16 protein-coding genes are annotated in these 15,095 nt (G+C 32.2%); 10 read left to right on the top strand and 6 right to left on the bottom strand.

The window, feature by feature from the left end:
- The first annotated feature begins 130 nt into the window (after positions 1-130).
- From MY490_RS17245 to MY490_RS17225, 5 genes are all read left to right on the top strand, one after another.
- Positions 131-928 carry an amino acid ABC transporter substrate-binding protein gene (locus MY490_RS17245; protein ID WP_432707091.1) on the top strand — a complete coding sequence of 266 codons (798 nt, stop codon included), beginning with the start codon at positions 131-133 and terminating at the stop codon, positions 926-928.
- Complete coding sequence (locus tag MY490_RS17240) at positions 915-1,610, top strand: amino acid ABC transporter permease (protein ID WP_248266773.1); 696 nt, start codon at positions 915-917, stop codon at positions 1,608-1,610. Before MY490_RS17245 ends, MY490_RS17240 begins: the two co-directional genes overlap by 14 nt.
- Before the next feature lie 14 nt (positions 1,611-1,624).
- Entirely contained in the window at positions 1,625-2,359 is a 735-nt protein-coding gene (locus MY490_RS17235; protein ID WP_248266772.1) for an amino acid ABC transporter ATP-binding protein, read from the top strand.
- Positions 2,360-2,551: 192 nt separating this feature from the next.
- Positions 2,552-2,761 carry an alpha/beta-type small acid-soluble spore protein gene (locus MY490_RS17230; protein WP_025568533.1) on the top strand — a complete coding sequence of 70 codons (210 nt, stop codon included), beginning with the start codon at positions 2,552-2,554 and terminating at the stop codon, positions 2,759-2,761.
- Between the two features lie 78 nt (positions 2,762-2,839).
- Entirely contained in the window at positions 2,840-3,091 is a 252-nt protein-coding gene (locus MY490_RS17225) for a hypothetical protein (RefSeq protein WP_248266771.1), read from the top strand.
- A gap of 50 nt (positions 3,092-3,141) precedes the next feature.
- On the opposite strand, the gene MY490_RS17220 is transcribed toward MY490_RS17225, so the two are convergent.
- The 6 genes from MY490_RS17220 to MY490_RS17195 form a co-directional block, all read right to left on the bottom strand.
- Positions 3,142-4,239, bottom strand: coding sequence for an ABC transporter ATP-binding protein (locus MY490_RS17220; protein WP_248266770.1), 1,098 nt, complete (start codon positions 4,237-4,239; stop codon positions 3,142-3,144).
- Positions 4,240-4,371: 132 nt separating this feature from the next.
- On the bottom strand, positions 4,372-5,301 hold the full coding sequence (locus MY490_RS17215; protein ID WP_248266769.1) for a PucR family transcriptional regulator: 930 nt from the start codon (positions 5,299-5,301) through the stop codon (positions 4,372-4,374).
- Positions 5,302-5,386: 85 nt separating this feature from the next.
- On the bottom strand, positions 5,387-6,556 hold the full coding sequence (locus tag MY490_RS17210; protein ID WP_248266768.1) for a YheC/YheD family protein: 1,170 nt from the start codon (positions 6,554-6,556) through the stop codon (positions 5,387-5,389).
- Entirely contained in the window at positions 6,553-7,908 is a 1,356-nt protein-coding gene (locus MY490_RS17205) for a YheC/YheD family endospore coat-associated protein (RefSeq protein ID WP_248266767.1), read from the bottom strand. The genes MY490_RS17210 and MY490_RS17205 overlap by 4 nt, the downstream gene beginning before the upstream one ends.
- On the bottom strand, positions 7,908-8,993 hold the full coding sequence (locus MY490_RS17200; protein WP_248266766.1) for a YheC/YheD family endospore coat-associated protein: 1,086 nt from the start codon (positions 8,991-8,993) through the stop codon (positions 7,908-7,910). The genes MY490_RS17205 and MY490_RS17200 overlap by 1 nt, the downstream gene beginning before the upstream one ends.
- Before the next feature lie 18 nt (positions 8,994-9,011).
- Entirely contained in the window at positions 9,012-10,106 is a 1,095-nt protein-coding gene (locus MY490_RS17195; protein WP_248266765.1) for a YheC/YheD family endospore coat-associated protein, read from the bottom strand.
- A 173-nt stretch (positions 10,107-10,279) separates the two neighbouring features.
- Between MY490_RS17195 and MY490_RS17190 the strand changes: the two genes are divergently transcribed.
- The 5 genes from MY490_RS17190 (at position 10,280) to MY490_RS17170 (ending at position 15,083) form a co-directional block, all read left to right on the top strand.
- Entirely contained in the window at positions 10,280-10,636 is a 357-nt protein-coding gene (locus tag MY490_RS17190; RefSeq protein ID WP_097973772.1) for a YlbF/YmcA family competence regulator, read from the top strand.
- A gap of 189 nt (positions 10,637-10,825) precedes the next feature.
- Positions 10,826-11,695: a Cof-type HAD-IIB family hydrolase gene (locus MY490_RS17185; RefSeq protein ID WP_248266764.1), complete on the top strand. Its 870-nt coding sequence runs from the start codon at positions 10,826-10,828 to the stop codon at positions 11,693-11,695.
- A gap of 124 nt (positions 11,696-11,819) precedes the next feature.
- Entirely contained in the window at positions 11,820-13,307 is a 1,488-nt protein-coding gene (locus tag MY490_RS17180) for a coproporphyrinogen III oxidase (protein ID WP_248266763.1), read from the top strand.
- Between the two features lie 72 nt (positions 13,308-13,379).
- A complete protein-coding gene (locus tag MY490_RS17175) occupies positions 13,380-14,168 on the top strand; it encodes an enoyl-CoA hydratase (protein ID WP_248266762.1) in 789 nt (262 codons plus the stop codon).
- Positions 14,169-14,537: 369 nt separating this feature from the next.
- Positions 14,538-15,083: a YrrS family protein gene (locus MY490_RS17170; protein ID WP_248266761.1), complete on the top strand. Its 546-nt coding sequence runs from the start codon at positions 14,538-14,540 to the stop codon at positions 15,081-15,083.
- Positions 15,084-15,095: the final 12 nt, after the last annotated feature.

The following is a 15,095-nucleotide window of genomic DNA, read 5'->3' as shown; positions in this document are numbered from 1 at the left end:
AAAGACAAAAAGAAAAATAATAAAAATATAAGATTTTTTTGTTGTAATTTTTTAATACATGCAATATATTTAAGACACACAATTCAAAACAAACAATTCCGATAAGGTTAAGGGAGATTAAAAAATGAATATTAAGAAAATTGGTTTAACATTAGGTTCGTTATTTTTAGCAGCTGGTGTTATGGCAGGCTGCAATACAAATAAAAAAGAAGAAACTGCAAAAGGAAAAGATTTATTAACTCAAGTGAAGGATAGCGGAGAGTTGAATATTGGTACTGAAGGTACATATGCACCTTTCACGTTCCATGATAAATCTGGTAAATTAACAGGTTTTGATGTTGATTTAGCAAATGAAGTTGCAAAACGTTTAGGAGTAAAACCAAAATATTTTGAAACTCAATGGGATGCAATGTTTGCAGGGTTAGATGCAAAACGTTTTGACATCATTGCCAATGAAGTTGGTATTAGACCAGATCGTGAGAAAAAATATTATTTCTCTGATCCATATATCACTTCATCAGGTGCATTAGTTGTAAAATCAGATTCAAATGTTAACTCATTTGATGGAATTAAAGGCTTAAATGCTGCTCAATCTTTAACTAGTAATTATGGTGATTTAGCTAAGAAATATGGAGCTAAATTAGTTGGGGTAGAAGGTTTTAGCCAAGCAATTCAATTAATTGAAACTGGCCGTGCTGATGTTACAATCAACGATAAATTATCAATTCAAAACTATTTAAATGAAACTGGCGACAAAAAAGTTAAAATTGCAGCTTTAGAAAACGATGCTTCTAACAGTGGATTTATGTTCCGTAAAGATGATGATTCATTAGTAAAAGCAGTGAATAAAGCACTTGCAGATATGAAAAAAGACGGGAAGTATGATGAAATAGTACAAAAATGGTTCGGTAAAGATGGACTTAAATAATATACTCAGCCAAGAGTGGATTGACAATTTAACCATTGTGAAGGATTCTTTCCTTCCAATGGTTAAAACTGCTTTAATAGGTACTATTCCATTAACAATTATTACATTTGTAGTAGGTCTTGTATTAGCATTTATTACCGCTCTTTTCCGTCTGTCAGGTAATAAATTCTTAAATGGAGTAGCCAAATTTTATGTTTCAATTATTAGAGGAACCCCTCTTTTAGTACAATTATTTATTATTTTTTATGGTTTACCTTCAATACATGTAACAATTTCACCTTATATTTCTGCCATTATTGGTTTTTCATTAAGTGTTGGTGCTTATGCATCCGAAATTATTAGAGGATCAATCCAGTCGATTGACAAGGGGCAATGGGAAGCTGCTTATTCAATCGGCATGACATATAATCAAACATTAAAACGTATTATAATTCCTCAAGCGGCTAGAGTTTCATTACCGCCATTATCAAATACTTTTATTAGTTTAGTAAAAGACACTTCTTTGGCTTCGTTAATTTTAGTAACTGAAATGTTTAGAACAGCCCAGGAAATAGCTGCAACGAACTATAAATTTTTAGTTGTTTATATAGAAGCTGCATTCATCTATTGGATAATTTGCTTCTTCCTTTCAATCATTCAAGGTCGATTAGAAGCTCGAGTTGAACGCTATGTTGCTAAGTAATGGAGGAAGAACATATGATAAAACTAGAAAATATTAAAAAAAGTTTTGGTGAATTAGAAGTATTAAAAGATGTTAGCTTAAATGTGGAAAAAGGTACTGTTACTGCTATTATTGGCCCTTCTGGTTCTGGGAAAACTACATTTTTGAGATGTATTAATGTTTTAGAGCATCCGACTGATGGTAAAATAACCATTGATGAACAGACAATAGATTTTTCTAATAAAGTTACGAAAAAAGAAATTATTTCTCTAAGAAGTAAAACAGGTATGGTGTTTCAACAACACCATTTATTTCCTCATTTAACAGCGGTAGAAAATGTTATGGAAGGCTTAGTAACTGTACAAAAATTTAAAAAAGATGTTGCAAAAAAGAAAGCAATAGACTTACTTACTAAAGTAGGATTAGAAGAGAAAATAAATTTATTACCACATCAACTTTCAGGTGGTCAGCAACAGCGTGTGGGGATTGCTAGAGCGTTAGCCTTAGAACCAACGGTCATTTTATTTGATGAACCAACTTCAGCATTAGATCCTGAGCTTGTACAAGAAGTTTTAAAGGTAATGAAGGAGTTAGCGGAAGAGGGAATGACAATGATTGTCGTTACACATGAAATGAAATTTGCTCGAGATGTAGCGGATGAAGTCATTTTTATGGACGGTGGTTATATTGTTGAACAAGGTCATCCTAAAGATGTTTTAGAACATCCTAAACATGCAAGAACTAAACAATTTTTACAATTAATACAGTAAATAGTAAAATAAAATATTTTACAATATCGTGTAAAAAACTAGTACTAGATGTTAATCTAGTGCTTTTTTTTATGTGAAATACGCTAATAAACAAATTAACTTGTTTTTTCCAAAATTTACATTAGCTAAACATACATATGTTAATCGATTAGAGTCATACTATCATTACACTACTTAAGGAGGTGAGACAACATGGCAAACAACAACAGCGGAAACAGCAACAACTTAGTAGTACCTGGTGCTCAATCAGCATTAGATGCAATGAAGTATGAAATCGCTTCTGAGTTTGGAGTAAACTTAGGTCCTGATACTACAGCTCGTGCTAACGGTTCTGTAGGTGGTGAGATCACTAAACGTTTAGTTCAAATGGCTGAACAAAGCTTAGGTGGTTATTCAAAATAATATCTATGGCTAATAAGGGATGGAGATTAATCTCCATCCTTTCTTAATGAACTAAACAAAATTGGAGTGAGCTTATTTATGGATGGTATTTGTCCACTGTGCAATGGCATTGAACATTATAAACTAAAATGTCCTATTTGTGAAAATCATTGTGAAGATAAAGGCAGAGCTGTTGATTACGAAGATAAATATAGTCCATATTTAGATTATGACATTTCAGCAAAAGCTGATGGTTTAACAGAGCATAATTCATATCAGTATTGTACACATATGTTTAATTGTCCAGATTGTAATGAAGGTTTTCTTAAAATTATTGAGAAAATAAAATAACGCAGTACCAATATAAATGGTACCGCGTTATTTTATGTTTAATTCTTGAATTATCGAATACGAGATTCTGTTTCTTTATCAAAGAAATGAACTTTGTTCATGTCTACTGCTAATTTAATTACTTGACCATGTGTAAATGTTGATCGTGCATCTAATCTTGCTACTAAAGTATTACCTTCAAAGTTAGTGTAAAGCATTGATTCAGCTCCTAAAAGCTCAGCTACTTCAATTTTTAAATCAAGAACTGTACCTTGAGACGCTTCGATAAATACTGGTTCGTCATGTAAATCTTCAGGACGTACTCCTAAAATTACTTCTTTTCCTACATATCCATTATCGCGTAATGTTTTCATTTTTCCTTCAGGTATAGCAACTTTTTTGCTGCCTAAGTTAAAGTAACCATCTTCAACTTTACCAGAAACAAAGTTCATTGCGGGTGAACCAATAAATCCACCAACGAATACGTTTTCAGGGCGATCATAAACTTCCTTTGGTGTACCTACTTGTTGAATTATACCATCTTTCATTACGACTAAACGTGTAGCCATTGTCATTGCTTCTGTTTGATCGTGTGTTACATAAATAGTTGTCGTTTGAAGACGTTGATGTAATTTTGAAATCTCAGAACGCATTGCAACACGTAATTTAGCATCTAAGTTTGATAATGGCTCATCCATTAAGAATACTTTTGCATCACGTACAATTGCACGACCAAGAGCTACACGTTGACGTTGTCCACCAGATAAAGCTTTTGGTTTACGATTTAAATATTCCTCAAGACCTAATATACGTGCAGCATCTTTTACACGACGATCAATTTCTGCTTTGTCAAACTTACGTAATTTTAATCCGAAAGCCATGTTATCATATACAGTCATATGTGGGTAAAGTGCGTAGTTTTGGAATACCATTGCGATGTCACGATCTTTTGGTTGAACATCATTTACACGTTTACCATCAATAAAGAAGTCACCTTTTGAAATATCCTCTAAACCAGCGATCATTCGAAGTGTTGTTGATTTACCGCATCCAGAAGGTCCAACGAAAACGATAAATTCTTTATCTTCAATGTGAAGATTAAAATCTTTTACAGCTGTTACGTTATTATCATATATTTTATAAATGTGATCTAATTTTAATTCTGCCATTAGTATTACCTCCAACTATTTGTAATCGGTTTCATTGGTTTTATTGTAAACATTTAAGCGTTTATAAACAATGGCAAAGGTTCACAAAAAAAAATAGCCTACTTTGTACAAGGTGCACAAAATAGGCTTTAATTAATTTTCAATCCCGATCTCAAGTAAATGAATGGCTAAAAATATAACTAATCCATCCTCGAAATGCTTTAAATCTATACCAGTTTGTTCCGAAAACTTATCAAGACGATATTGAACAGTATTTCGATGTAAAAAAGCTTTTTTTGAAGTAGCAGTAACATTTAAATTTTGTTGAAGAAAGATTTTTACCGTTGAAAGAATTGGATCATCAATTTTCATATCATTCAAAAATAAATTAGGTAATTCCTTTTGTAAATCATCTGGTAAAAAAGAGAGGATATAATAAAGCATTTCTTTTGATAACCAAAGAATATTTTTTTGCTTTTTTACGGATAATGCTTTTTTAAAACATTGATGTTCAATATCAAAATAAAGGCTTAGATTCGCTAATGGTAAATAGCGTTTTCCTACAAAAAAGGTGACATCATGGTACAAGTCAGCTGCAATGATTTCTTGCATATGCTCTAAAAATTCTTTGTTAAATGGTTGATCGATTATTTTTTCAATAATGACGCCTTCCTTAGCCGAATTCCAAACGACTATTACTTCTTTATGAAAGAATGCATTGATTGCTTCTTCAAACTCGGTTTTACTAGAGAATAACTGATTGCTATAAAAATGAATAAAACGAATTGAAGTAGGGAGAGAAACTTCGGTTTCGAAAGAGAAAGGATTATGTCCTTTCCTTAAAAATAAATATTGAAACCACTCGCTTTGTTCAGATGGCAGCAAAATTGCATCTGATACTAATTTTGTAAAAAGACATTCCAGTAGGTTATTTTGTTCCTCTGATATTGAATTTTTTTTAATCCCGAATATTTCTTGATTTTCAGTAGAAAACCAAGAGTAATCCATATATGTATTTTCATCAGGAGTGACTGAAACAGACTCACTCCCAAATAATGTCTTAATTTTATCAATCATATTCATTATTCATTACCTTCCGAAGCATTATTTCATATTAGTTTATCATTGTTATATAAAATAAAAAAGAACAGTAGCTGTGTAACTACTGTTAAAAATTCGAAAGTTCATAAAATAGTCGAATTAAGTTTTCAAGTCCTTTTTCTTTGATCGCAATCTCGTCAAAGACCATTGGTTTAGAGTTAATTTCAAAAATATAGTAATGATTGTTTTGAATTCCGATATCCATTGAAAATTCATAAAAATGTGCATCGTCCATATTTAATGCAATTCCTGTTTGTTTGACTATTTCTTGTAATAATGAAAAATTTAATTCAATCGGTAGTTCTTCAATCGTAATAATGCTACCACCTCTAGGTACATGAGTTGTTATGGCATTAAATGTTCCTACTCTTACACCGATACCAGAAAGAATATAGTTATTTTCACTTTTATGTGCAAGAATTCGTAAATCAAACTTTCTTCCATCTGGTAATTCGCTCACTATTCCTTGTTGACAAATAAAATCCTCGCTTAATGAACTTAGAAATTTCCAACATTCACTAATTGATTTCACCAATTCCACATGAAATGCATTACGGATTATGACTTCTTTATCGCTTTTCAAGGAGAGCTTAAACACGCCAAATCCCTTTGAAGAATTATGTTTCTTCACATATAGAAATTTCCATTTTTTCAAATAGAAATATAAATCTTTTTCGCTAGTTAAACCGATTGTTTTTGGTATATAATTTTTTAAAAAGTCGTTTGAAGATAATATTGACGTTGTTTGTATTTTTGAGAGATATGATTCGTTAAAAAAAGGAATGTCTAGTTCAGAGATTTTTACTCGGAAATTTTTATAATCCTCGTTAGATTCGTACTGTACAGATGGTATGCGATTATAAATAACGTCTGGTAAAGGAGAAAATAGCTTAAGCCATTTTTTTGTTTTAAAACAAAACGTATAACATTTAACCGATTTACCAGAGAGGGCGGTAGGAGTTAATATGATAGGTATACCGCCTTCAGTTAATACCTTCTTACAAATTCTTTTAAAGGTCTTAATATTTCCACTAAAAGGTAGCCGATCTTCGTTTGTTAAAATACCAATAATAGGGCCTAAATGTGTTCCTTTTTTTTTTACCTGAAATTGTATGGAATTTGAACGATCGTTTTGAGATGGTAATATAGTATGCCGATTATGGCCTATGGAATATCTTGATTCACTATGGTCATGTGACCAAGTATTTTTATCAAGATGATAAAAAACAGAGATCATTTCATTGAAACCTCGAGTTCATTACCCTTTTTGGAAAGATGAGTAGCATATTCCAAAAATAGTTTTTTAATTTGTTTGTCATTTTCTTGGAAACTAGGATTTGAAAAGATTGATCTTCCAGGTTTAGAATTCGCTTCGAAAAGCCAAATTTTTTCATCCTTATCAACACCTATATCAAATCCAATTTCTCCGATATGACCATCTACTTGACGATCTAAAGATTCACTAATTTTTAATGCAGCCGTAGATAATTTATCATGTATTCTTTTCGCTTTTTCCTGGTCAAATAGTTCTTCAAGAGTTTTCACACGACCACCGTTATTTAAGTGAGTAGTTGTGCTACCCTTTCCTGCTACTTTTGCGGCAATAACCGTTACATGCCATTTTCCTAAAGCATCCTTGTTTGTATGAACTCGGAAATCGACAGGCTGATGCTCGTAACGAATCAGTGAAATTCCTTGTTGTACAATGAAGTCGTGTAACTTCGTACTACGAAAAACATGATTAATTAAAGATTGTAGTGATGAGAATTTTTGAAGTTTATTTGTTTCAAAATCACGATATCGACAATAATAAATTCCTTCGTCTCGATGATAACGTATTAAAATGACTTTTGAACCGAGGCTACCATTTTCAGGTTTAACATATACAAATTGGTATTGCGATAATAATTCTTCAATCGTGTCAAAATTATGGAACTTTACTGTTTTTGGGAGATAATGTGCAACTGATTCTTCATTTTTTAATTTTAAATATAAGTCCCATTTATTGAAGAATCCAGGATTAAACCATGGGATTTTGTATTCTTTTTCTAATTTATGACGTACGCGTTTAATTGATTTATGAACCTCAACTTTTCGATTAGGTAACCTATTATAAATAACCGTTGGAAAAGGAACGACTTCCTTGATCCACCTTTTATTTGTAAAGAAATAACCTTGAACGGTTTCAGATTCCCAATCTATTCCGTGAGTACCAAATACAAAGATAAAGCTATTTTTGTGATTATTTTCTGCAATTAAGTTTGCAAACATAAAGCTACGATCACCGATAGGGCGAAGTAGTGACTCAGTAAAGCCGGCGGTGAAAATTCCGACGAGCGGCCCAAGCTGTAAAGTATTTCCGATAATAATAGGCTCAATAGAACCTTCAAAAGGTATACAGAGCATTTCGACTAAATGCTCTGATATCGAAATAATATGGTGAAGTGTATTCATCGTAACTAGTTGACAAGGGTATTTTTTTTGACCAAAAGCAATATATTCAATATTTCTAGAAGTAGTAAGCTCTTCAGGGATACACACTAGATTCTTACTCTGTCGATGAGTAACGATTTTATAAACTTCATTCATTATTTAATTTCACTTCTTTCGCTTTTAGATTTCGTTTGTAAATGTAAACAATACTGTATGGGTGCTGAGTAAAGCTTCTGCTGGATAGAAGGGTCGGTTTGAAGTAAAACTTTTCTACCAGGCTTTGAATTAACATCTAAAATCCAGATGGCTTGATTTGAATCAATACCTAAATCTAAACCAATTTCAAATAAAGGAAGGAAATTCTTTTCAAGGGTGACTGGTAATTGTTTGCAAATTGTCTCAATATCTTGCTGTAATATTAAAGCAGTTCTTTGACTAAATTGAGTAATCCATTCTTCAAATGGAACTGCATTACTTCCTGCACTTAAATTTGCAACAATTGAATTAGGCTGACCGATGCGAACACCTTTGCCAACTGCTTGCCATTCACCATTTTCATTTTTTTGTAAAAGGATCCTTAAATCAAATGCTTCACGCGATTTTGTTTGGAGGTCTAGATAATTTTGATAAACATATCCTTTTGATTCAACAATCGGTTGTAGCCACTCAAAAAATTCATCACGTGTTTCGTAAACAGTTTCAATTACTTTCTTTTGTTTTTGTGTTGAAACACTAATTGAATAGGCACTTAACGTAATAAAATAAATATTGATTCCTCTTGAACCATGGATTGGTTTAATGACGAGCTTGCGCGTTTTTCTAAGTTCTTCAAAAAATACAGCTAAGTGTAATAGTTTTTTTGTTTTAGGGATATATGGATTTAAACTTTCATCAGTTGCTAGAGCTTGATAAGTTTCCCATTTTCCTGGCAGTCCATATCCTAAAAAAGTGATGTCTTTACGTTTTTTTAGCCAGTCAACAATAGGCTTTGCTTGCTTACTTTTAATGCTTGGGGAATAGAAGCAACGATCATAAATATAATTCGGTATTTCAAATGTTGTTTTCTCCCATTGTTCTGTTTCTGCTATATACTTCCAACCCATAATTTCTTCAGTAGCTGGTTGAATATTAAAAGGGGTAAATTGAACGAATTCGTAACCAAGTTTACTTGCTTCTTTCGCCATATGCTGAACGTATTCACCTTCTTGTCTTTCTTTAAGAGATAAATAACCTATTCTCATTCTTTTCACTCCTTGTACTTATAAATATGATTGAACAAGAGAAAAAATAGCTTTTGTTGAAGGTCTAATTTTTTGAATTGATTCTGAAACTTGTAAATCCTTAGATGGCTTTGAATTTATTTCGATAACCCAAGGGTTAAATTCATTGTCTATAGCAAGATCCACTCCAAACTCAGCGAATAATCCATCAAAGGAGGAGTCTATACATATACAGCATTCGATGGCTAATTCTATCAATAATTTTTTAAAGTGAATTCGCTCCTTCTTTTGTAAATATTGACTTAAAAACTGATCAATTTTTTGAAGGTCACCCCCGCGTGCCAAATTGCTTACAAACTGCGTAGGGTGGCCAATCCTTGCTACAGTTGAAGTTACTTCCCATTTATTAAATTTATTTTTGTGACATAAAAATCTAAAATCAACAAGTCGATCATCTTTACTAATTAAAGGTAAGCCTTCTTGGATGATAAAAGTACGCTTACTTAATTGCTGTTTAATTGGATGAAATAGTTGAGAAATTGATTTATATTCAACTTCTACTTCGGAATTTTGGCTATTTTTTAAACGATACAAATCTTTATCTTTTGTAACCTTAAAAATGTTTCTACCTTGGCTACCGTGAATTGGTTTAATAAAAACCGTTTTATATTTTTGAATAAAATTCTCTAATTGTTCAACTGAGCAGCATTCCTCAGTATATGGAACGTATGGCTTTATATAGGCTGAATCGATTAGAGCTTTAAAAACTTCAAGCTTATTTAAGAAGCGAGCATTAAAAAAAGGTATTTGTTGACTTGTTAGCGAAGAATTAAGTAATTTAAACTCTTTCGTTCGTTCAAGTCTTCTTGAATGAATTCGGTTATGAATGATGGAAGGGGCAGGTACATTCATTAAAGTCCAGCCATTATCTGAACGCTTATATCCTTTTAATTCATTCGTTAGTAGTTTTTTAAATGTCGTTACATAGAAATCAATATCAGAGTCTCCGCATAACTCTGATAGTTCCTCACAAAGTGTCGTTATTGAACCGAGCGGATTTAATGAATCCTCATTGATTGAATCAGTTACTACAACAAAAGATTGGGGTTCTTGATTTTTAGGAAAAGATTGCAATGGTTCTCCTCCTTTCCAAAATAATTGTCGTTGTATACTATGTGATATTCGCCTAGTTGGTGAATGCCTTTAGGAAATTTTTAGGGAAGAAAGTTTGATTTATTTTAGAAAGACTGACATATAATAGAATGTTTGCTATAGTGGAGATACAAAAGTTTATAGGAGGTAGTAACATGGCTGTAAATATTTATGATATTGCATACTCACTACAAAACGCTTTTAAGGAGCAACCTGAATTTAAAAACTTACAATCACTATATTCACAAGTATTAGCTGATCCAAATGCAAAACCATTATTTATGGAATTTCAAAATTTCCAAAAGGCGATGCAACAAAAAATGTATCAAGGTGAAGCAGTTACACCTGAAGAAAATGCAAAAGGACAAGAAATTGTTGCAAGAGTGTCTCAAAATCCTTTAATTGCAAACTTAATGCAAGTAGAACAAAGACTCAATTTAGTCATCCAAGATGTAAATAAAATTGTCATGAGTCCATTAGAAGAATTTTATAAAGCTTTACTTGAACTTTAATATTTAAAAGGCAGGATAAGAAGAGGATCTTTCATTCTTTTACTTTTTCCTGCCTTTCTTTATCCCTTTTTTATCATAGGAGAGACTTCAAATAAGAATGGATATAATAAAAGCCTATAATGTTCTAATTAAATGAAGCATGTCATATATTTCTAGTAAGGTATTTCTTCGCGAAATGGGGGAGATTAAGTGATTTATAAGTTACTTGCAATTAATATAGATGGTACTTTATTGCAATCCAATGGAAAACTTTCAAAAGAATCGAAAGAGGCTGTTGAATACGTTCAAGACAAAGGGATTTATGTAACCTTATATACAAGTAGAAATTTCCAAGCTACAAAAAAAATTGCAAAAGCTCTTAAGGTTAATAACCTTATGGTCTCTCACTCAGGTGCCTTTATCTCTTCAAAGCTTGATGAACCATTATTTGAAAAGAGAATTGAAGAGGAAGAAGCTTATGACATCGTTAAAAAACTAGAAAAGTATGATTGTAATATTCGGTTATCACATGAACATTTTTCAATCGGAAATCGAAAAAAATTACAATCTAATTTAGTGGCAAAAGCAGTTTTATCAAATGCTGATCCTGTCTTTTATCCAATCCAATTTGTTGAATCACTTTCAGATAGCATTCTGGAAAATTCAATAGCACCGTTAAAAATCGAATGTTATTTCTCTGATGAAGTAGAGAAAAATAAGGTGAAACAAGAATTGAATGCAAAGTATCCACATCTTGATTGCTTATGTGATGAAGATCGTAAAATTGAAATCGTTCGAAAAGGAATTTCAAAATATTCAGGATTAAAACGATTAGGTGAACATTTAGGAATTTCTTATAACGAAATGGTTGTAATCGGAGATAATTTTAGTGATTTACCATTAATTGAGCATGCAGGTTTAGGAGTTGCTATGTCAAATGCTCCTGTAGAGATTAAAAAAGTAGCAGACTGGATTACAAGATCTAATGATCAAAATGGTGTTCCTTATATGATCAAGGAGCATTTCAGGAAACAATTCCCACTGCCATTCTTAAAAACACATTTAAAAATCGAAAAATAAATAAAAGCCTGGCTTTCAAGAGAATTCTCTTCGAAAACCAGGCTTTTTTAGTGGATTTTAAATAATTGACCTTGTTACTCTTTAATTTTATACTTAAGTGATAACTTAAAAAGGTGATAATAAAATGAAAATATATATTAAAGGTTTAGAGGATATTCGTTTTCAAAGACCGTTAGAGCTATTAGCTCAACTATTCTTTGAAGACTGTGATGTATCGTTAGAAAAAATAGATGCAGATATAGAAGTAAGTTTTGTGTTAGATGAAGTTAATAAACAAGTAGTTGGTAGGTTAGGTACGAATTTCGAAGCAACTACAGGCTATGTAGATGGTAAAGATGATCGAGAATCATTTAAATTTAAAAAGAAAGCAGTTAACTTTGTCTTTTTATCATTACTACAGGAGCATACTGGAATCCAGCAAAAGTGGGGAATCTTAACTGGTATACGACCAACTAAGCTCCTTCATTCCAAACTTAAATCTGGTATGTCAAAGGAAATGGCACATGATGAGCTACGAAATGACTATTTAATCCATGACGAAAAAATTGAATTAATGCAATCAATCGTCGATCGTCAATTAAAAGTAATACCAGATTTATATAACTTACAAAATGAGGTTAGTCTTTATATAGGTATCCCATATTGCCCTACTAAGTGTGCTTATTGTACATTCCCAGCTTATGCTATTCAAGGGAAACAAGGTGCAGTCGATTCATTCTTATACGGATTACATTACGAAATGGAAAAAATTGGTGAGTTTCTAAAGGAACGTGGAATTAACATTACGACGATTTATTATGGCGGAGGGACACCTACTAGTATTACAGCAGAAGAAATGGACTTACTGTATGCTAAGATGCACGAATCATTTCCAAATATGAAGCAGGTTCGTGAAATTACGGTAGAGGCTGGTAGGCCTGATACAATTACGCCAGAAAAATTAGATGTTTTAAATAAATGGAATATTGATCGTATTAGTATAAATCCACAGTCCTATATCCAAGAAACTTTAAAAGCGATTGGAAGACATCACACTGTAGATGAAACAATAACAAAGTATCATTTAGCCCGTGCAATGGGTATGAATAATATAAATATGGATTTGATTATTGGTTTACCTGGAGAAGGTTTAAAAGAATTTCAATATACATTAGATGAAACTGAAAAGTTAATGCCTGAATCATTGACTGTTCATACACTTTCATTTAAAAGAGCCTCAGAAATGACGCAAAACAAACAAAAATATAAAGTTGCAGATCGAGATGAAGTGCTGCAAATGATGACTGAAGCAACTGTATGGACAAAAAATCATAACTATCATCCTTACTATTTATACCGTCAAAAAAATATATTAGGTAATCTTGAAAACATTGGATACTCTGTTGATGGTCAAGAAAGCTTGTATAATATTTTAATTATGGAAGAAGAACAAACAATTATTGGTTTAGGTTGTGGTGCATCTAGTAAGTTTGTAAATCCGGAAACTCGTCAAATAACTCGTTTTGCTAATGCAAAAGATCCTAAATCGTATAATGAAGGTTATGAACATTATACAAATGCAAAAATTAAGATTTTAGATGAGTTATTTTCCAAAAGTAATCAATCAAATTAATGAGAAATAAAGGAAATTCCCCTTGCGATGTTTAATGTTTAAATTAACCATGAAAACAAGGGGGATTTTTTTATGTCTATTTCAAACACGGCAGAACATGTTTTATTAAGAAAAGAGGGACGAGTTGCAACTGTTGTCTTTAATCGACCTGAAGTATTGAATGCAATGAATGAAGATACATTCAGACAATTTCGAGATGTACTGGATGAAATTGCTAGCTCAGACGTTGATGTAGTCGTACTATGTGGAAATGGCAAAGGTTTCTCTTCAGGTGGAGATTTAAAATCAATGCTAAGTAACACAGATGAGTCTGCTTTTGGTCCAGTAATGGATTTAATTACAGATGTAGTAGTTAAATTATATACTTTACCTAAAATCGTTATTAGTGCGATTCATGGGCCAGCTGCTGGAATAGGACTAAGTTTTGCTCTTGCTAGTGATTTCGTTCTTGCTCACGAATCAGGTGTATTGGCAATGAACTTTATCGGAATTGGCTTAATTCCTGATGGTGGTGCACATTACTTCTTAGAAAAAAGGCTAGGTGAAACAAAAGCTAAACAACTGATCTGGGAAGGTAAAAAACTAAATGCAACGCAAGCGCTAGAAATCGGTTTAGTTGATGAAGTAATCAGTGGGGACTTTGAACAAAAAATTAATGAACGTGTGAAGTCTATTCTTCATAAACCCGTAAGTGCGATGATCCAAACAAAACAAATCTACAGTAATGGTAACTTAGATTCCCTAAAAAATGTACTTTTATATGAAAAAGAAGGACAAAGTGCAATGAGAAGAACAGTTGATCATCAAGAAGGTTTACAGGCATTTTTACAAAAGAGACTTCCTGTTTTTACTGGGAAATAAGGATTGTGAAATCGACTGGATTCGGTCGATTTTTTTGATTAGAAGAAAAGAAAAGATGTACAAATAAAATTAACAAAAGTACAATTAAATAACCTGAAATAATAGATATAATTTTTTAAAGACTATTTACTATCACACTACTATTTTCTTTCTGTAATTCTATGTCTTTAATAAATAAAGAATATTTCATTAAAAATTAGATTGTCTATATTCTATTATGCACTAGTCTTTGTTAGTTCAATTATGTCTGACAATGAAAAAAACTTAACAGTTGTTTTACGAAATGGTTAATTTTAAAATACAAGACTATAAGTTTTTCTCCACTCATGGTAGAATGTTGACATTCTCAGTTTTGGGAGAGTGGTTAGATTGAAAAAGATTCAAAGTAATTCACGTACAACGTCAAGAGCGAAAAGAAAAAAAACAAAACTCATTTTATTTGGATCAATTGGAATCGTACTAATACTAATAGCATTTGTCTCGTATTCCATTTTTTCGCCGAATGATAATAAAGCAGGTTCTAATAAAAGTGACTATGCATCGGCCAAAAACAGCGAAAAGAATGATGATAATGGTGTAAAAGAGACATCTACAACGGTTCAAACAATTGATGATGACGATTCAAATGGCACGGCACCGGAAACACCAGAACAAACGGGTGCACAAAGTACGAAGCATGTTACAAGCTATGATCGAAATTCTCAAGACTGGCAGGCAATGCTACAGACAATCTCATCTGCTGCTGGAATAGATTCAAGTAATATGACTGTTTGGTTTTTAGGAAGTGATAAAAGCAACCCAGGTGGTTCAGTCGGGACTGTATCAGCAAAGACAAAAGGCTCGCAAAAATATCGAGTATATCTCATATGGGATGGCTCTGGCTATAAAGCTACAAAAGTTGAACCTGCTTCCTAAAATGTCAATAGG

Source organism: Gottfriedia acidiceleris, assembly GCF_023115465.1.
GTDB classification, from domain to species: domain Bacteria; phylum Bacillota; class Bacilli; order Bacillales; family Bacillaceae_G; genus Gottfriedia; species Gottfriedia acidiceleris_B.
This window is presented reverse-complemented; position numbering and strand designations above follow the sequence as displayed.

Excerpts from the sequence above, each read along its gene's own strand:
- MY490_RS17220 (WP_248266770.1), bottom strand. The coding sequence starts at position 4,239 with ATGGCAGAATTAAAATTAGATCACATTTATAAAATATATGATAATAAC.
- MY490_RS17175 (WP_248266762.1), top strand. The coding sequence starts at position 13,380 with ATGTCTATTTCAAACACGGCAGAACATGTTTTATTAAGAAAAGAGGGA.
- MY490_RS17215 (WP_248266769.1), bottom strand. The coding sequence starts at position 5,301 with ATGAATATGATTGATAAAATTAAGACATTATTTGGGAGTGAGTCTGTT.
- MY490_RS17240 (WP_248266773.1), top strand. The coding sequence starts at position 915 with ATGGACTTAAATAATATACTCAGCCAAGAGTGGATTGACAATTTAACC.
- MY490_RS17180 (WP_248266763.1), top strand. The coding sequence starts at position 11,820 with ATGAAAATATATATTAAAGGTTTAGAGGATATTCGTTTTCAAAGACCG.
- MY490_RS17200 (WP_248266766.1), bottom strand. The coding sequence starts at position 8,993 with ATGAGAATAGGTTATTTATCTCTTAAAGAAAGACAAGAAGGTGAATAC.
- MY490_RS17205 (WP_248266767.1), bottom strand. The coding sequence starts at position 7,908 with ATGAATGAAGTTTATAAAATCGTTACTCATCGACAGAGTAAGAATCTA.
- MY490_RS17235 (WP_248266772.1), top strand. The coding sequence starts at position 1,625 with ATGATAAAACTAGAAAATATTAAAAAAAGTTTTGGTGAATTAGAAGTA.
- MY490_RS17230 (WP_025568533.1), top strand. The coding sequence starts at position 2,552 with ATGGCAAACAACAACAGCGGAAACAGCAACAACTTAGTAGTACCTGGT.
- MY490_RS17210 (WP_248266768.1), bottom strand. The coding sequence starts at position 6,556 with ATGATCTCTGTTTTTTATCATCTTGATAAAAATACTTGGTCACATGAC.
- MY490_RS17190 (WP_097973772.1), top strand. The coding sequence starts at position 10,280 with ATGGCTGTAAATATTTATGATATTGCATACTCACTACAAAACGCTTTT.
- MY490_RS17225 (WP_248266771.1), top strand. The coding sequence starts at position 2,840 with ATGGATGGTATTTGTCCACTGTGCAATGGCATTGAACATTATAAACTA.